Raw genomic sequence first — 18,268 nt, 5'->3', positions numbered from 1 at the left:
CCATGCTGGGCCGCCTGCGCCAGATGCTGATCAAGGAGTTCCTGCACGTCATCCGCGACAAGAGGGCGCGCTTCCTGCTGTTCGGACCGCCCATCATCCAGACCCTTGTGTTCGGCTACGCCGCCACCCTGGAGATCAAGCACGTGCCGGTGGCCATCGTCGACTACGACAACAGCCAGGCCAGCCGCGACCTGGTGTCCCGTTTCCAGGCCAGCCGCTACTTCGAGGTGCGCCGCATCGCCGACCGGCGCGAGATCGCGGACCTGATCGACCGCGACGAGGTCACCATGGCGCTGCAGGTCAATTCCGGTTTCGCGCGCGATCTCGGCAAGGGTGAGACCGCCCACCTGCAGGTGATCGTCGATGCCAGCAACTCCAACACGGCCCTGGTCGGTCTGGGGTACGTGAACCAGGTGGCGCAGGGTTTCGCCCGCGACTTCCGCACCGCGGCGCTTGAGCGGCAGGCCCCGGCCCTGGCGGCCTCCCTCCCCGAGATCGTGGTCGAGCGCCGTCCCTGGTACAACCCGGACCTGACCAGCCAATGGTTCTTCGTGCCGGGGGTGATCGGCAACCTGGTGCTGGTCATCGTGGTCACCCTCACCGCCTTCGCCGTGGTGCGCGAACGCGAGATCGGCACCCTGGAGCAGATCATGGTGACGCCGATACGGCGCACCGAGTTCATCCTGGGCAAAACGATCCCCTTCTTCCTGATCGGCCTTCTGGACACCGCGCTGATCAGCCTGGCCGGGACGCTCTGGTTCCACGTGCCGCTTACCGGGAGCTTCCTGGTGCTGGCCGCCGGGACGGTCTGCTTCATCCTGTGCATGCTCGGCGTCGGCCTCTTCATCTCCACCGTCTCGGCCACCCAGCAGCAGGCCATGGTAACCAGCTTCTTCTTCATCATGCCCGCCGTCATCTTCTCCGGCTTCGGCTCCCCCATCTCCAGCATGCCCGTGTTCCTGCAACGGCTCACCTACCTGAACCCGCTGCGTTATCAGGAGGTGGTGCTGCGCAGCGTCTACCTGAAAGGGGTCGGCTTCGACGTGCTCTGGCCCCAGATGGCGGCCATGGCGCTCATCGCCGCGGTCATGCTCACCGTGAGCGTGCTCCGCTTCCGCAAGTCGCTGGAGTGAGGCTGCCGGTTCCTCTGCCAGCTCTACCATCACGCTCCCATCCTGCCGCCCTCGGCAAATGCTTTCCTGACGTGGTCATGTGCTCCGGAAATGGTGGTTGATAATCCACCGTTCCACTTCACGGAAAACATTTCCCGTCTTTAATCCGTCAAATCTCATCTAAACCGTTGACGTACCATGTGGCCGATGTATACAATACCGTTCCAAAACCGGTCCTATGCCGCGTAGCACGGTGACCGCCCCCTGCTTCGGCTGCCGCCCTGCTAGCGCACGAGCAACGAAATGACGCGACTGACATTCCACTCGAAAACCCGGGCAGAGTACCTGATCGCCACCGGGCGCGTCATCCTCTCGGCGTTCTTCCTGTTTGCGGTCTGGCTCGACCCGTCCGAACCGACCCGCTACGCACAGTTCACCTACGCCATCCTCTGGGGCTACGTGGTCTATTCGCTCGTGGTCGGGGCGGTCGCCTGGCGCAAGGGCTTTGGCTGGGCCCCGCTGCACCTCGCCACTCACAGCATCGATCTCCTGGTCTTCGCCTGCCTGATGTTCCTCACCACGGGGCCGAACAGCCCGTTCTTCGTCTACTTCATCTTCATCCTGGTCTGCGCCACCTTCCGCTGGCAGTGGCGCGGCACCCTCTGGACCGCGGTGGCGGCGATGTCCATCACCGTCCTGCTCGCCTGCTACCCTTCCAACCTGCTCCTGGAACAGAGCTTCGAGCTGAACCGTTTCATCATCCGCATCGCCTACCTGGCGGTCGTGGCCGGCCTGCTCGGTTACCTGGGCGCCTACGAAGAGTCGATGCTGGAGATCCTCGCCATGCTGTCCCAGTGGCCGCGGGAAACACTCCCCGAGGAACCGGGCACCGACAGCCAGGGCATGCTGGGCCATGCCGCGGCCATACTGAAAGTGCCGCGGGTTGTGCTTTTGTGGGAAGAGGAAGACGAGCCGTGGCTGCACCAGCTCTGCTGGACCGCCGAGGGATGCCGCTACGAGTGGAAAGAGCCCGGCGTCTTCGGGGAGATCGTGACCGAAGGACTGGAGCAGGCGAGCTTTTTCACCCGCGAGGCCGGCTCGAGCCGGGGGCTCGTGGTCTGCAATACGTTGGCCGGCTTGCAGCAGCGCCACTGCGCCCCGCTGCACCCGGAGTTCGTACGGGCTTTCAACGTCACCTCCGCCTGCGTCTCTCCGTTGAACGGCGAGAGAATCTCCGGGTACCTGGTCGCCCTGGATCGACGCCACTTCACCCCGGACGACCTGGTCCTGGGCGGCATCGTCGCCCACGAGATCGCCGCCAGGCTCGACCACGCCCTCCTTTTGAAACAGCTCCAGCAGGGAGCCGCGGCCGACGAACGCCTGCGTCTTGCCCACGACCTGCACGACGGCCTGCTCCAGTCGCTGGCGGGAGCGGGGCTGCAGCTGGCGGCGGTGAGCCGCCTGATCGAGAGCGACCCGGCCGGCGCCCGAGAGAGCATCCTGCAGGTGCAGCAGCTGTTGGCCGCCGAGCAGCGTGACCTGAGGACCCAGATCAACGACATGAAACCGCTCTTCTCCCGGCGCAAAACCGAGGAGTTCGGACTTGTGAAGCGGCTGGACGAGTTGGCCGGCCGCATCAAGCGCCAGTGGGAGGTCGCCTGCTCCGTCACCTGCCACACGCCGGCGCCCCGCCTGCAGCGCAACATGGCGCGTGAGATCTACTTCGTGGTGCACGAGGCGCTTATCAACGCGGTGCGCCACGCCGGCGCCACCACCCTGCGCGCGGAGATCCGCTTCGACGCCCAGTGGGCGCGCATCACCGTGATCGACGACGGGCGCGGCTTCGGCTTCCAGGGATGCTACGACCAGGACCAGCTCAGCGACCTTAAGCGCGGCCCGGTAACGCTCCGGGAGCGCATCGACGCCCTGAACGGGAAACTGGTGATTGACTCCAGCGAGCGCGGCGCCCGTCTCGACATCACCCTGCCCGTCATGGAACTAGGAGGCTGACATGATACGACTGGTCATCGCGGACGACCACCCGCTGATCCTGAACGGGCTGACCGGCCTGTTCAATTTCGAGGAGGATTTCCAGGTACTGGCCAGTTGCAGCAACGGCACCGAAGCGCTGGAAGAGATCCGCCGGCAGCAACCCGATGTCGCTGTGCTCGACATCCGCATGCCTGGACTGAACGGCATCGAGGTGGCGCGCAGGGTGACCGAGGAACGGCTCGGCGCGCGGCTGGTCCTGCTCACGGCTGCACTTGAGGACGAGGACATGCTGGACGCGGTCATGCTCGGCATCCAGGGGGTGGTCCTGAAGGAGATGGCGCCGCAGTTCCTGGTGCAGTGCATCCGCAAGGTGCACGCCGGCGAACAGTGGCTGGAGCGCCGTTCCGCCAAGCAGGCCCTGGAAAAACTGTTGAAGCGCGAAGCGGGGGGGCGCGAGGTGGCGGGTCTCCTGACCCAGCGCGAGGTCGAGCTGGTGCGCATGGTGGCCGGCGGGCTGCGCAACAAGGAGATCGCCGACAAGCTCTGTATCAGCGAAGGGACGGTCAAGGTCCACCTGCACAACATCTATCAGAAGATCGACGTGGACGGCAGGGTGGCGCTGTTGCGCTACGCTCAGGAAAAAGGGTTGGTCTAGCAGCGATCCTCCGCCACATGCGTCCACATCCCCTCTCCCCCTGGGAGAGGGTGCTAACAGGAGATCATTCCGTTCTGGCACCCGCCTCCACAGACATAAAATATTCGTTTTACCCATAACCCCTTTCTCTCCATGAATAATTTTCTCACCCGATTCATTTTCTCCTCTTGCAATAAAACATCTTTCTACTAAAATAGGATATACTGCCAGTTCTGGTTCACGCGCCAAAGAGTCCACCGTTTCGCTGTCAGCAAGGGGAGGCCGGGATGAGCACGACGAGAACAGAGCCGTGTAACGAAACTTTCTCTATCAGCCAGATACTGAAGGAGCGCGGCGTGTCACGACGCGACTTCCTCAAGTTCTGCTCAACGGTCACGGCGGCGCTCGCGCTGCCACCTTCCTTCGCCCCGTCCGTGGCCCAGGCGCTGGACGAGGTGAAACGGCCGCCCCTGGTCTGGCTCGAATTCCAGGGCTGTACCGGCGACAGCGAGGCGCTGTTACGCTCGGCGAACCCGACCGTCGCCGAGATCGTCCTCGACATCCTCTCGGTCGACTACCACGAGACCATCATGGCCGCCGCCGGTCACCAGGCCGAGGCCGCGCTGGACAAGACCATCACCGACTACAAGGGTAAGTACTTCGCCGTCATCGAGGGGTCGATCCCGATGAAGGACGGCGGGGTCTACGGCTGCGTCGGGGGCAAGTCCAACCTCGAGCGCGCACGCCAGGTCTGCGGCGGCGCCGCGGCCACCATCGCCATCGGCAACTGCGCCTCCTACGGCGGCATCCCCGCGGCCGCCCCCAACCCGACCGGCGCGGTGGGCGTCAAGGAGGCGGTCCCGGGCGCCACGGTGATCAACCTCCCCGGCTGCCCCTGCAACGCCGACAACCTGACCGCCACCATTGTGCACTACCTGGTCTTCAACAAGATCCCCGCTCTCGACGGCCACGGCCGGCCGCTCTTCGCCTACGGCAAGCGCATCCACGACAACTGCGAGCGGCGCCCGCACTTCGACGCCGGGCAGTACGTGGAGAAGTGGGGGGACGACGGGCACCGCAAGGGGTACTGCCTCTACAAGATGGGGTGCAAGGGTCCCGCCACCTTCCACAACTGCCCCACCCAGCGTTACAACGAGAAGACCGCCTGGCCCATCGGCTCGGGCCACCCCTGCGTCGGCTGCGCCGAACCCCAGTTCTGGGACGTCATGTCCCCCATGTACCGGCGGCTCCCCAACGTGCCCGGCTTCGGCATCGAGCACACCGCAGACGCCATCGGCCTCGGGCTGGCGGCGGGTGCCGCGGGCGCCTTCGTGGTGCACGGCGCGCTTTCCGCCATGAGAAAGGACAAGGAACCGGGCGAAGACGCCAAGGAGGACTAAGATGAGCAAGATCGTTGTCGACCCGATCACCAGGATCGAAGGGCACCTGCGCGTCGAAGCGGAAGTCTCCGGCGGCAAGATCAGTAACGCCTGGGTTTCCGGCACCATGTTCCGCGGCATCGAGACGATACTGAAGGGGCGCGATCCGCGCGACGCCTGGTACTGGACCCAGCGCTTCTGCGGCGTCTGCACCACGGTGCACTCGATCGCCTCCATCCGCGCCGTCGAGGACGCGCTGAAGATCCCGGTCCCCCCCAACGCGCAGCTGATCCGCAACATCATCATCGCCATCCAGAACACCCAGGACCACGTGATCCACTTCTACCACCTGCACGCGCTGGACTGGGTGGACATCACCTCGGGGCTCAAGGCCGACCCGGTCAAGACCGCGCAGCTGGCCGCCTCCATCTCGGACTGGCCCAACAACTCACCCACCTACTTCAAGTCGGTGCAGGACCGGGTGAAGGCGTTCGTCGGCTCCGGGCGGCTGGGGCCTTTCGCCAACGCCTACTGGGGGCACCCGGCCTACAAGCTCCCCCCCGAGGCGAACCTGATGGCCACCGCGCACTACCTGGAGGCGCTGGAGTGGCAAAAGGACATCATCAAGATCCACGCCATCCTGGGGAGCAAGAACCCGCACCCGCAGACCTTCCTGGTGGGAGGGATGTCGATCCCCATCGACCCGGATTCGCAGAACGCCCTGAACGCCGACAAGCTGATCGAGGTGAAGCGCCTCTTGCACAAGGCCCAGGAATTCGTGGAGAAGGTCTACATCCCTGACCTCTTGGCGGTCGCCTCCTTCTACAAGGATTGGGCGGGGATCGGCGCCGGGGTCGGCAACTACATGTGCTACCCGGAGTTCCCGGACGCCAGCGGCAAGCCGTGGCTCCCCGGCGGCGCCATCCTGAACCGTGACATCTCCAAGGTGGTGCCGCTGGACCAGAAGAAGATCACCGAACACGTCGAGCACTCCTGGTACCAGGATGCGGGGAGCGAGGGGAAAGGGCTGCACCCGTGGGAGGGCTCCAGCGAGCCCAACTACACCGGCCCCAAGCCCCCCTACCAGTACCTGGACACCGACAAGAAGTACTCCTGGGTCAAGGCGCCGCGCTACGAGGAGAAAGCGATGGAGGTCGGGCCGCTCTCCCGCGTGCTGGTGGCCTACGTCTCCGGGCACAAGGAGACCAAGGCGGCGGTGGACCTGGTGCTGAAGAAACTCGGGGTCGGCCCGGAGGCGCTCTTTTCCACCCTGGGTAGAACCGGCGCCCGCGGCATCGACTGCCTGGTCATCGCTCAGCAGGCACCCAAGTGGCTGGACGAGCTGATCGGCAACATCGCCAAGGGAGACCTGAGGATCCACTCCAATGAGCTCTGGGACCCGGCCACCTGGCCAGCCGAGGCGCACGGCTACGGCTGGCACGAGGCGCCCCGCGGCGGCCTGGGGCACTGGATCAAGATCAAGGACCAGAAGATCCTCAACTACCAGGCGGTGGTCCCCTCCACCTGGAACGCCTCGCCGCGCGACGCCAAGGGGCAGGCGGGGCCGTATGAGGCGGCCCTGCTCGGCACGCCGGTCGCGAATCCGGAGCAGCCGCTCGAGATCCTGCGCACCATCCACTCCTTCGATCCCTGCCTGGCCTGCGCCGTGCACGTTCTCGACGCCACCGGCAGGGAGATGATCAGGGTGAAGGCATCCTAGAGGAGGTGGGCCATGTCGGATCGTTGCAAGTTCAAGCAGTACGTCTGGGAACTGCCGCTGCGCTGGTTCCACTGGATCAACGTGCTCGCCATCGTGGTGCTGTCGGGGACCGGCTTTCTCATCGGGCACCCGGTCACGCTCGGCGCCAGCGCCAGCGACTACGCCATGGGATGGATCCGCCTGATCCATTTCGTCGCGGCCTACGCCTTCACCGTGAGCGTCGCCTCGCGCGTGGTCTGGGCCTTCATCGGCAACGAGCACGCCAGCTGGCGCGCCTTCTTCCCCATGTACTCCGCCAAGGGGAGGGAAAAGCTCCGGCACATGATCCGCTACTACACGCTGCAGACGCACCAGGTACCGGAGATCGTAGGACACAACCCGCTGGCGACTACCGCCTACTTCGTCCTCTTCCTGATCTACCTGGCCATGATCCTCACCGGCTTTGCCATGTATGCCACCCACGCGCCCGGGGGGATTATGTTCAAGTCGCTGGGCTTCATGTATGGTCACTTCAGCCTGCAGGGGATGCGGCTCGCCCACCATTTCGGCATGTGGCTCATCTTCGGCTTTGTAATCAACCACATCTACAGCGCCTGGCTCATGGACATCAAGGAGCACGGCGGCGAAATTTCCAGCATGTTCAGCGGTTACAAGTTCACGGTGAAAAAAGGAGAGTAACCGTTTCCCCTCACCCTAACCCTCTCCCGGGGGGAGAGGGGACTGTGCACGCCAGGGGCGGAGATCACATCTAATCAACAAGGAGAATTCACACGTGGCGGCTCATTCCGTGAAGAACGCACCGAAGGTCCTGGTGCTTGGGGTAGGAAACGTGGTGATGGGGGATGACGGTGTCGGTATCCGCGTGGTGCAGCAGTTGCAGCGCGAGTACACCTTCCCCAAGGGCGTGGAGATCGTGGACGGCGGCACGCTGGGGCTCGACCTCCTCCCGGTGCTGGAGGGGAGGAGCCACCTGATCATGGTGGACGCCGTGGAAACGGGGAAGGAGCCTGGGACCTGCGTGCGGCTTGCCGGCGAGGAACTGCCGATCGCGCTGGAGACCAAGGTGTCGCCGCACCAGATGGGGCTCAAGGACCTCCTCTCGGTGGCGCGACTCATGGGGCAGGCGCCGGGCCAGATGGTGCTGATCGGGGTGCAGCCGGGGAGCATCCAGATGGGGACCGAGCTGACCCACGAGGTGTCGCTGCAGGTGGAGACCATGAAGGGGGCGGTGCTCAAGGAACTTTCCGCCTTCGGCGTCCAGTGCCGCCCCGTCGCCCGCGCCGTGAACGTCTGCCGGGACTAGCCGCCATGCCGCTGTGTCGCGCTCCTGGCACAACTCCTCCCCAAGCCCCTCCCCCCGGAGGGGGGAGGCCGGGAGGGGGGCTTGGCAGCAGGCAGGTCCGCCGTCCGGTGCGGCTGCCGCTGCCGGGCCGCCACATCGCCGCCTGCCTCGCCGTAGCCGCGCTCCTTAGCGGCTGCACCGAACCGAACAAAAGCAAATCGCCTCCGGTGGCAAGCGAGCGCGGTGCCCAGCTTTTCAAGGAACGCTGCGCCGCCTGCCACCCCGACGGCGGCAACGTCATCAACCCCAAGAAGACCCTGCACGGCGGCGTGCTGGCTGACCACGGCATCACCACGCCCGCCGGGATCGTAGCCAGGATGCGCACCCCCGGCCCGGGCATGACCCGCTTCGACCAGGGAACCATCCCCGACGCCGACGCCCGCCTCATCGCCGAGTACATCCTCGCCACCTTCCGCTGATCGACCGCCCGTCTCCCAAATATCCCCCTCCCGCAAGGGGAGGGGGAACTTTTTCGGCCAGGGTGAGGGGACAGCAGCCGCACCTCCCTCACCCGCCCTTCGGGCACCCTCTCCCAGAGGGAGAGGGGATGTGGACGCATCCGGGCGAAGACCAGCACCGGCCACAGGCATTAAAGCCCGCTCGTTTTTGCTTATTTACTTTATGCAAACTGTGGCATATATTCCGACCGCCATTACTACAGCGGGGAGTGCCATGGCCCTTTTCGAAAAGATCTCGTTCGACAACATGGAAGACCAGCCCGGCCGGCCGGAACGCTCCCTGCGCAGTTGGCAGGAGGGGGAGACCCTCACCATCCGCTACCGGCTCTGGCCGAAGCTCACCACGCTGATCACCCCCGTCGTCCTGCTCCCCTTATTCCAGCTCTTCCTGGAGGACGGCTTCTTCGTGTTCCAGATCCTGTGCGTGGTTGCCCTGGTGGCCTGCTGGGAGATCGGAGCGGACTGCCTGCTCACCCAGGAGATCATGCTCACCCCGGACCGGATCTTCAAAACGGGGCTGCTCGGCATCCAGGAAATCCCGGTCTACGACCTGAAACTGCAGGTCGACAAGCAGGAGAACCTGAAGCTCCACCACGGCTCGGACAAGAACCTGCGCGAATCGATCAAGGTGTACCGCTACCTGATCAGCGACGACGATTTCGCCGATGCCCTGGGCTACCTGCAGGACGTCCACCACGTCAGCTTCACCAACAAGACCGTCGGCGCCACCGAATCCCACTGCAGCAGGATCGCCCTGGACCAGTTCCTCAAGTCGGCCGGGAGCTACCGCCTAATGGCCGGCTTTTTCTTACTGTTCGCCCTGATCGCCATATTCACCGTCGGGCTCTCCGACGTCTTCATGGGGATGGCGCTTTCGCTCCCCGCCTACCCCATCCGCATCTGCGGCATCGCCCTCGCCGTCGCCGGCTTCTTCCTGATCCGGCACTGGAGCGCCCCCTCGCGCCGCAACGGCGAGGCAGGTGTCGCGCCGGTAATGGCCCGGCTGGAGCGCGCCGACCTGAACGCCTTCTACTGCGCCACGGTCGCCGTCGTGGTCGCCGGGATCGGCCTCGTGCTCTTCATCCTGTTCGGCAACGCCCTCGACCTGTACCTCTTCATGGTCGTGGCCTGGTTCTACTTCCGGGACGGCTACCCGCGCCTTTCCACCTGGGAGGCCCTTGCGGCCGGCAAAACCGCCCCGGAATCCTCCGTAGCGCCGGCGCAACTGCTGCCACGGCGCTCACTGCAGATCTCCCTGGTGCTCATGGGGACGCTGGCCGTGATGAGCTACGGCGAGGAGAACCACTACCTCTACGCCAACAAGAAAGACTGCCAGGACGACTGGGGCGACTCCTCATGCCGGGAGGTCCCTGGCGAGGGGGGTGGCGGTGGCAGCTATGGCGGCAGCGTGCACTACTACGGCCCCCGCTACGGCAGCGGTTCCGGCAGGGCCGCCCGCGCCGTCGGGGTCACCAGCGTGAGCCGCGGCGGCTTCGGCTCGCTAGGCGGCTTCCACGCCGGCTTCGGAGGGTAGCCGGTGCAGCGCATCGCGGTGACGCCGCGCGAGAACTGGCGCGAGCGTGTCGAGTCGGTGGGGATGCTCTACCACACCATCGACGGCGCCCCCTACTGGGACGAATCCGCCTGCTACCGCTTCACGCGCAGCGAGATCGACACCCTCGACATCGCCACCGCGGAACTGCACTCGCTCTGCCTGCAGGCGGTCGAGGAGGTGATCCGGCGCGACCTGTTCGCGAAGCTCCACATCCCCAAGGAATTCGCAGCCCTGGTGACCGACTCGTGGGAGAACGACGAGCCCACCCTCTACGGCCGTTTCGACCTGGTCTGGGACGGCAGCGGCCCGCCCAAGATGTACGAGTACAACGCTGACACCCCCACGTCACTTTTGGAAGCAAGCGTGGTGCAGTGGTTCTGGCTTCGGGAGACCCGCCCCGATGACGACCAGTTCAACTCGATCCACGAGAAGCTGATCCGTTTCTGGCAGCGCTGGCCCAACCTGGAGCGGACCCCGGTCCACTTCGCATGCGCCGGCGACGCCATGGAGGACCTGGGCAACCTGGAATACCTGCGTGACACCGCACTGCAGGCGGGCGCGCGCACGCGCAGGCTCTACGTCGAGGAGATCGGCTGGGACAGCACCAGGTTGGATTTCGTCGACCTGGACCATGCGCCCATCAGGGTCCTGTTCAAGCTCTACCCGTGGGAGTGGATGATCCGGGAGGAGTTCGGGCGCCACCTCACCCGGGCCAGGATCCGCCTCATGGAGCCACCTTGGAAGATGGTGCTCAGCAACAAGGGAATCCTCCCCATCCTCTGGAACCTGTTCGAGGGGCACCCGAACCTCCTGCCGGCCGGCTTCGAGGACCGCCCCCTGCCGGGGGATTTCGTCCGTAAGCCGCTCTTCTCCCGGGAGGGGAGCAACATCGAGATCCACCGGCAAGGTAGCGTCACCAGCACCCCCGGCAGCTACGGCGGCGACGGCTACATCCGGCAGCAGTACCAGCCGCTTCCCTGTTTCGGCGGCAACTACCCGGTCATCGGCTCCTGGGTCATCGACGGCGACCCCGCCGGGATCGGCATCCGTGAGGACGCGACGGAAATCACTACCAACGGCAGCAGGTTCCTGCCGCACTTTTTCGTGGAGGGATGAGATGAATTCGGTAACGGTGGTGGAGTCCCTGGGGGGAGTGAACGGCTACTTCCTGCATTTCCTGGCCGCGGCGCTGCTGGTGGCCCTGTTCTGCGTCATCTACGTGCGCATCACCCCCTACCCGGAGTTCAAGCTCATCGCCCAGGGCAAGGTGGCGCCCGCCGTGAGTTTTGCCGGTGCGCTCTTGGGCTTCGCCATCTCCCTGGCCAGCGCCATCGCCCACAGCGTCTCACTTTTGGACATGCTGGTCTGGGCCGCGGTCGCCCTCCTGGTCCAGCTGCTGGTGTTCCTGGTGCTGCGCCTGATCTTCGCCGACCTGAGCCGCGCCATCGCAGGCGACATGCTGGCTCCGGCCATTTTGTTGGGTGCCCTCTCCCTCGCCGCCGGCATCGTGAACGCCGCCTGCATGACTTACTAAGCCCGCTCCGGCGCCGGGCCGTTGGGGAAAACCTGTGCCGCATCACGCGGCAGGTGCCGCTTTTCCCGGCAACATCCCAGATCACGCCCCCTTCCCCCTCCCCTGGCGGGAGGGGGAAGGGGGTGGGGGGAAATGCCATCATTTCCAATGTTTGCGGCTTCACCCACCCCCCGTCCCCCTCCCGTCAAGGGAGGGGGGGCAAGACCCCTCTGACGTTCACCCCTACCAGACAGATATGGCACGCGTTGTGTAGCTCCCGCCCTATTCAGGTTGTAAAAGGAGCGTGCCATGAAGAATCTACTGCCCCGGACTGTATCATCACTCGTCGTCCTGCTGTTGCTGGCAACCCCGGTCCTCGCCGGGGAAATCAACATCTCGGCCGCCGCCAGCTTGAAGGAAGCGGTCAACGAAATCGCCGACGGCTATACCCGCAAGCATCCCGGCACCAGGATCGTCAGGAACTACGGCGCCTCCGGCACCCTCGCCAAGCAGATAGAAAGCGGCGCCCCCGCCGACATCTTCATCTCCGCCAACGAGGAATGGATGAGCTACCTGAAAGAGCGGAAACTGGTCTCCTCCAGCGAGCCCCTGGCCTACAACATTCTGGTCTTTGCCGGCAGCACGACCAGGAAAGTCACCGGCATGCACGACCTCGCCGCCCTGGACCGGATCGCCCTGGGAAGCCCCAAGAGCGTCCCCGCCGGCGAGTATGCAACAGAGGCCATCAGCAAGGCAGGCCTGACGCAGCAACTGGGCGGGAAGCTCGTCTTCGCCAAGGACGTCCGGGAGAGCATGATGTACGCGGAACGCGGCGAGGTGGATGGCGCCTTCGTCTACCGCAGCGACGCGCAATTCGGGAAGCGGGCGCGCATCCTGTTCACGGTGCCGCAGCAACTCTACCCGCGCGTAACCTACCCGATAGCACTGACCGCCTCCGCGGTCGGCAAGGGGGAGGCCGCTTCTTTCCTGCGTTACCTGAAACAGCCCGAGGCGGTCTCCGTATTGAAGAAATATGGCTTCTCTTTCTAGGCAACTGCGTCATTGCACTTCTCCCGAGTTGGACAGTATCAACCGCCAATCTGGGTACTATAACCCCCTTATTTTTCGAAACTATGCCAATAAACCACTTCAAGAAAAAATATGTTTGAGAGAATCAAATTATCTGATAATAATGTTTCCGAGCTTAGATAGTTCATCCAAGACCCGAGCCGCTAGCAGGAGAGGGCCAGAATGGCAACGAACGACAATCACCCTTCCAGCACGCACCCACGCACGACCGGTTCCGGGCGGCAGGGTCCCCCCCTCGAGCAGATGCTGGCAGACCACTACCTGAAAATCCTGGCCCAGGCGCCGGTCCTGATTTGGCGGGCCAACATCAAGGCGGAGTGCGACTGGTTCAACGACACCTGGCTTTCGTTCACCGGCCGGAGCATGGAACAGGAATACGGTAACGGCTGGGCGGAAGGGGTGCACCCGGATGACCTGCAGCGTTGTGTGGATATCTGGCTGGGAGCATTCGAGAAGCGCGAAAGCTTCGAGATGGAGTACCGTCTGCGCCGTCACGACGGGGAGTTCCGCTGGATCCTGGACATCGGCCGCCCCATGCTGGCGGTGGACGGCAGCTTCGCCGGCTACATCGGTTACTGTTTCGACATCACCGACCGCAAAAAGGCGGAGATGGAGCTGGTGCTGGCCCGGGAGAGCGCGGAAGCGGCCAACCGCGCCAAGAGCGACTTCCTGGCCACCATGAGCCACGAGATCCGCACCCCGATGAACAGCATCATGGGGATGTCGCAACTGCTAGCCTTCACCGAGCTCACGGCCGAGCAGAAGGAGTACGTGGACGGCATCCTCGCCTCTTCCGAAGGGCTTTTGACCATCATCAACGACATCCTCGACCTCTCCAAGGTGGAGGCGGGCAAGATCGACCTGGAACTGCACAGCTTCAGTATCAGGCGCAGCATCAACGAAGTCCTCAAGGCGCAGATGAGCGCGGTGGTGGCCAAGGGGCTCTTCCTGCGCCCCGAGGTCGCCGAGGACGTTCCCGACACCCTGGTGGGTGACCAGTTGAGACTGAAGCAGGTGCTGTTAAACATCGTCGGCAACGCCATCAAGTTCACCAGGGAAGGGGGCGTCACCGTCTCGGTCTCGGTCAAGGAGGATCGCGGCGAGGTCGCCGATCTCGAGATCAACGTCACCGACAGCGGCGTTGGCATCACCGCCGAGGCCATCGACCGCATCTTCTCCCCCTTCGGCCAAGAGGACAGCTCCACCACGCGCAAGTACGGCGGCACCGGGCTCGGGCTCTCCATCAGCAGCAAGCTGGTCGAACTCATGGGGGGGCGGCTCTGGGCCGAAAGCCGCAAAAATGCAGGAAGCAGCTTCCACATGGTGATCCCGTTTCGGCGCTCCGACGAGCTGCTGGGGCCCCACGCCACCTCCAGGAGCGACGCGAGGCCGCTATGGGAGGGAGAGAAGTTGCGCATCCTGCTGGCCGATGACCAGGAAACCAGCCGCAACATCATGTCTCGGCTCCTGGAGCGCTTCGGGCACACGCTGCACACCGCCGCCCACGGGGAAGAGGTGCTGCACAAATGGCGCGAGCAGCGCTTCGACGTGATCCTCATGGACGTGGAAATGCCTACCATGGACGGCAACGAAGCGATGCGCCGCATCAGGGAGTTGGAACAGGGTTCCGGCAGCCGTACCGCGATCATCGCGCTCACCGCGCACGCACTGAAGAACCAGCAGGAGATGTTCCTGCAGTTGGGCTATGACGGCTACGTCGCCAAACCGGTCGAGGTCGCATCATTGCTGCAGGAACTGAAGCGCTGCCTGCAGGTCCCCGCAGCTCGACAGGAAGTCCCCTCCGACGCAGTCCCCCCCTCAGCGGCAGTGTCTGTTGACATCCCCAGACTTGCCGACATACTTAGCTCCGTGGTTCCACTGTTACAGCAAAGAAACATGATGGTGCTGGATAAGTTGAGTGACCTTGCCGATGTTGCTCCCGAGTTTCCCATGCTGTCTCGGTTGAACCAGCAAATCAAACAGTTTGATTGCTCGGCAGCCCTGCAAACAGTGCAAAGGCTGTGCGAGGAGCTGAATATCGAAATTGACCAGCGTCTGCAACAGACTTCCTGATCGTTCTGAGGGTCCGGTGGCGAAAAAAACACTTCTCGTCGTAGACGACACCATCGACAATCTCATCATCCTGTACAAGGTGCTGCGCTCCGAGTACCAAGTCATCGGCGCCAACAGCGGCATCGAGGCGCTGCGACTGGTGCAGACTGCGGCGCCGGACCTGATCCTTCTGGACATCATGATGCCGGAAATGGACGGCTACGAGGTCTGCCGCCAGTTGAAGCAGGACCCGCGGCTGCAGGACATCCCGGTCATCTTCATCTCCGCGCTCAACGAAGAGGTGGACGAGACCCGCGGCTTCGAGATGGGCGCGGTCGACTTCATCACCAAGCCGGCAAAGCCGGCCATCCTGGCCCGGCGCGTGGCGGTGCACCTGGAACTGCAAGCCCGCAAGGAGGCGCTGCAACGGCAAAACGAGGCCCTGCAGGCGGCCCTGTCGCGGGTGAAGGAGCTTTCCGGGCTCCTCCCCATCTGCATGACCTGCAAGAAGATCCGCGACGACCAGGGTTACTGGAACCAGTTGGAATGCTACATCTCGGAACACTCGGAGGCACTGTTCAGCCACAGTTATTGCCCGGAGTGCGCTGCCATAGCCATGAAGGACTTCATCAAGTAAGCGGTGCTCTTTGTGGAAGTGACTCTTTCGATCTTTCCCCACCGCCCCTTCCTTTTCCCTCATTGACAGCTTCCCCTAATGATCTATTAGGATAATGTGATATCATCCCGTGACTCATAGTTAAACGATGTGACTTTCTGACATTGCGGATAACGGCCACCTGATGAAATACACCATCGCGCAACTTCTCGACATTCCGAAGCTGCAAACGATCCTCGACAGCCTGTACGAGGTATCCGGAATACCTTCGGCCATCATCGACCTGGAAGGGAACATCCTGACCGGCTCCGGGTGGCAGGACATCTGCACCAGGTTCCACCGCGCCAACCCCACCACCGAGAAGTTCTGCATCGAAAGCGACCGGAAAATCACCAGCGGCCTGCAGGACCAGCAGCGCCACGTCCAGATCACCTGCCCCCTCGGGCTTACCGACACCGCCACTCCCCTGCTGATAGAGGGGGAACACCTGGCCAACATCTTCACGGGGCAGCTGTTTCTTAGCCCTCCCGACCGGCAGCGTTTCCAACTCCAGGCGGACAAATACGGTTTTGATGCAAGCCCCTACCTGCTGGCGATGGACCGGGTCCCGGTGATCAGCCAGGACAAGCTGGACCAGAACCTTTCCTTCATCGCCAACCTGACCGAACTGCTCGCCATACAGGGCCTGACGCAGTTGCGAAGCCTGGAGGTCCAGGAGTGCCTGCGCGAGAGCGAGGAGCGCGTGCAGCAGATCATCGCCTCAGCCCAGGAAGGGATCATCGTCTACGACTGCGGACTGCGCTTCCAGGTCTGGAACCGTTACATGGAGGAGATGTCGGGATACCGCGCGGAGCAGGTTATCGGCAAGCGCCCCGGGGACGCCTTTCCCATGCTCGAGCGGGCGGGGGTGGTGGAGAGGCTCAAGCAGGTGCTGGCCGGCCAGGGCGTTAGCTCGGGGGAGGTCGAACTGCAACTCCCCGGTTCAGGCCGCTCCATCTGGCATGCGGACACCTTGGCCCCACTGAAAAATGCAGGCGGTGAGATCGTCGGCGTCATCGCCACGGTACGTGATATCACGGAGCGCAAGCACACCGAGGAACAGCTGCGCCAGGCGCTGAAAATGGAATCAGTGGGTCGACTCGCAGGCGGGGTGGCGCACGACTTCAACAACATGCTCACCGTCATCCTGGGACAGGCGCAACTGGCCCAGATGAAGATCACGCCTGACCACCCGCTGTGGCAGTCGCTCGAGCAGATCTCCTCCGCCGCGCAACGCTCCGGCCAAATCACCCGGCAGCTGCTCGCCTTTTCCCGCAAGGAAATCATCGACCCCAGGCCGGTGGACCTGAACCAGCTCGTGGGCGAGGCGCAAAAGACGCTGTTGCGGCTCATCGAGGAGAGCATCACTCTGAACTTCTGCCCCGGGACCGACCTTTGGAGCGTCAAGATGGACCCGTCCCAGGTCGACCAGGTGCTGGTCAACCTCGCCGTCAACGCCCGTGACGCCATGCCCGACGGAGGCGTCCTCTCCATCCACACCGAAAATGTGCACCTGAGTGAGAAAAGCTGCCAGTACCTGCGCGACGCCCTCCCGGGCGAGTACGTGCAGCTGGTGGTGAGCGATACGGGGATGGGGATGGGCAAGGAGGTGCTGGAGCACATCTTTGAGCCCTTCTACACCACCAAGGGGCTGGGCAAGGGGACCGGCCTCGGGCTCGCCACCGTCTACGGCATCGTCCGGCAAAACGGCGGCTTCATCAACGTCTACTCGGAGGTCGGCCACGGCACCTCCTTCAAGATCTACCTCCCCCGCAGCAGTACTGCCGCGCCGGCGGAAGCCCAGAGGAGATGCACCGACGTCCGGATCGGGACGGGCACCGTGCTGCTGGTCGAGGACAACGACATGGTGCGCAGGGTGACCAGATCCTACCTCGAGGAGCTGGGATATCGCGTCATAGTAGCCGACACCCCCCGGGACGGGATCGACATCTGCACCAGCAGGGAGAACAGTATCGATCTGGTGCTGACCGACGTCATCATGCCCGGGATGAGCGGCAGCGACATGGTGCACGAGATCAAGGGGAGTTTCCCGGAGGTGAAGGTGCTGTTCATGTCCGGCTACACGGCCGACCTGGTGGCGAGAACCGGTGTGGTCGAGGAAGGGATGCACTTCATCCAGAAACCCTTCGACATCAGTACCCTTTCCGTCAAGATCGAGGACACCTTCCTCTCCGACGACTGATCCCCTTGCACCCGGATTTTCCCAACCGGCGGGGGGGCCGTTTGAACCTGCCGGTTTTTTTGTTGACTTTAGTTGGCCGTCAAACTAAATTCCCATGTCATGGAAACCCGCAACATAGCCACCATCATCAGCGAGACCCGCGCCGGCATCAACCGGTACCTGCTCCAGGAGCTCAAGCGCCTGGGCATCGAGGGACTGGCCCCTTCGCACGGTGCCATCCTGTACCACCTCTTCAACAACGACCAGGTCACCATGAAGGACCTGGCCAAGGCGGTGCGCCGGGACAAGTCGACGGTGACCGCCCTGGTGGGGAAACTGGTCGCCAACGGCTACGTGGACAAGGTGAGCAGCACGCAGGACCAAAGGACCGTGTACGTCAGGCTGTCGCAGCGAGGGCAGGCGTTGCAGCCGGTCTTCGAGGAGGTCTCGCGCAACCTGATCGAGCAGATGTGGCGCGACGTCGACGAGGCGGAACAGCGGGAACTGGTCCGCCTGTTGAAGAAGATCCGCGCCAACCTACCCTAGGGTTCCTGCCTAGCATCACCTTCATCCCTGTTAGACAGA

16 protein-coding genes are annotated in these 18,268 nt (G+C 63.7%); all 16 read left to right on the top strand.

Going from position 1 to position 18,268, the window contains the following annotated elements; all coding sequences use genetic code 11:
- Positions 1-2 precede the first annotated feature (2 nt).
- Positions 3-1,133 carry an ABC transporter permease gene (locus JFN91_RS02530; protein WP_199387632.1) on the top strand — a complete coding sequence of 377 codons (1,131 nt, stop codon included), beginning with the start codon at positions 3-5 and terminating at the stop codon, positions 1,131-1,133.
- A 282-nt stretch (positions 1,134-1,415) separates the two neighbouring features.
- A complete protein-coding gene (locus tag JFN91_RS02525) occupies positions 1,416-3,122 on the top strand; it encodes a GAF domain-containing sensor histidine kinase (protein WP_199387631.1) in 1,707 nt (568 codons plus the stop codon).
- A gap of 1 nt (position 3,123) precedes the next feature.
- Positions 3,124-3,759, top strand: a complete 636-nt coding sequence (locus JFN91_RS02520) for a response regulator (protein ID WP_199387630.1) — start codon at positions 3,124-3,126, stop codon at positions 3,757-3,759.
- A 266-nt stretch (positions 3,760-4,025) separates the two neighbouring features.
- On the top strand, positions 4,026-5,138 hold the full coding sequence (locus tag JFN91_RS02515; protein WP_199387629.1) for a hydrogenase small subunit: 1,113 nt from the start codon (positions 4,026-4,028) through the stop codon (positions 5,136-5,138).
- Position 5,139: 1 nt separating this feature from the next.
- A complete protein-coding gene (locus tag JFN91_RS02510) occupies positions 5,140-6,837 on the top strand; it encodes a nickel-dependent hydrogenase large subunit (RefSeq protein ID WP_199387628.1) in 1,698 nt (565 codons plus the stop codon).
- Positions 6,838-6,849: 12 nt separating this feature from the next.
- Positions 6,850-7,515, top strand: coding sequence for a Ni/Fe-hydrogenase, b-type cytochrome subunit (gene cybH / locus JFN91_RS02505; RefSeq protein WP_199387627.1), 666 nt, complete (start codon positions 6,850-6,852; stop codon positions 7,513-7,515).
- 94 nt (positions 7,516-7,609) lie between these two features.
- Positions 7,610-8,140 (top strand): HyaD/HybD family hydrogenase maturation endopeptidase, encoded by a 531-nt coding sequence (locus tag JFN91_RS02500; RefSeq protein WP_199387626.1) that lies wholly within the window; start codon positions 7,610-7,612, stop codon positions 8,138-8,140.
- Positions 8,141-8,247: 107 nt separating this feature from the next.
- Complete coding sequence (locus tag JFN91_RS02495; RefSeq protein ID WP_328745476.1) at positions 8,248-8,598, top strand: c-type cytochrome; 351 nt, start codon at positions 8,248-8,250, stop codon at positions 8,596-8,598.
- A 253-nt stretch (positions 8,599-8,851) separates the two neighbouring features.
- Positions 8,852-10,171: a hypothetical protein gene (locus JFN91_RS02490; protein WP_199387624.1), complete on the top strand. Its 1,320-nt coding sequence runs from the start codon at positions 8,852-8,854 to the stop codon at positions 10,169-10,171.
- A 3-nt stretch (positions 10,172-10,174) separates the two neighbouring features.
- The gene (locus JFN91_RS02485) at positions 10,175-11,308 is read left to right on the top strand and encodes a glutathionylspermidine synthase family protein (protein ID WP_199387623.1); all 1,134 of its coding nucleotides are present in this window, start codon (positions 10,175-10,177) and stop codon (positions 11,306-11,308) included.
- A 1-nt stretch (position 11,309) separates the two neighbouring features.
- The gene (locus JFN91_RS02480) at positions 11,310-11,726 is read left to right on the top strand and encodes a DUF350 domain-containing protein (RefSeq protein ID WP_199387622.1); all 417 of its coding nucleotides are present in this window, start codon (positions 11,310-11,312) and stop codon (positions 11,724-11,726) included.
- Between the two features lie 288 nt (positions 11,727-12,014).
- Entirely contained in the window at positions 12,015-12,755 is a 741-nt protein-coding gene (modA, locus tag JFN91_RS02475) for a molybdate ABC transporter substrate-binding protein (RefSeq protein WP_199387621.1), read from the top strand.
- Between the two features lie 201 nt (positions 12,756-12,956).
- Positions 12,957-14,867, top strand: coding sequence for a PAS domain-containing hybrid sensor histidine kinase/response regulator (locus JFN91_RS02470; RefSeq protein WP_199387620.1), 1,911 nt, complete (start codon positions 12,957-12,959; stop codon positions 14,865-14,867).
- A gap of 16 nt (positions 14,868-14,883) precedes the next feature.
- The gene (locus JFN91_RS02465; protein WP_199387619.1) at positions 14,884-15,483 is read left to right on the top strand and encodes a response regulator; all 600 of its coding nucleotides are present in this window, start codon (positions 14,884-14,886) and stop codon (positions 15,481-15,483) included.
- 163 nt (positions 15,484-15,646) lie between these two features.
- Positions 15,647-17,704: a PocR ligand-binding domain-containing protein gene (locus JFN91_RS02460; RefSeq protein WP_199387618.1), complete on the top strand. Its 2,058-nt coding sequence runs from the start codon at positions 15,647-15,649 to the stop codon at positions 17,702-17,704.
- A 72-nt stretch (positions 17,705-17,776) separates the two neighbouring features.
- On the top strand, positions 17,777-18,229 hold the full coding sequence (locus JFN91_RS02455; protein WP_236014876.1) for a MarR family winged helix-turn-helix transcriptional regulator: 453 nt from the start codon (positions 17,777-17,779) through the stop codon (positions 18,227-18,229).
- Positions 18,230-18,268: the final 39 nt, after the last annotated feature.

It is taken from the genome of Geomonas anaerohicana, assembly GCF_016458305.1.
GTDB classification, from domain to species: Bacteria; Desulfobacterota; Desulfuromonadia; order Geobacterales; family Geobacteraceae; genus Geomonas; species Geomonas anaerohicana.
This window is presented reverse-complemented; position numbering and strand designations above follow the sequence as displayed.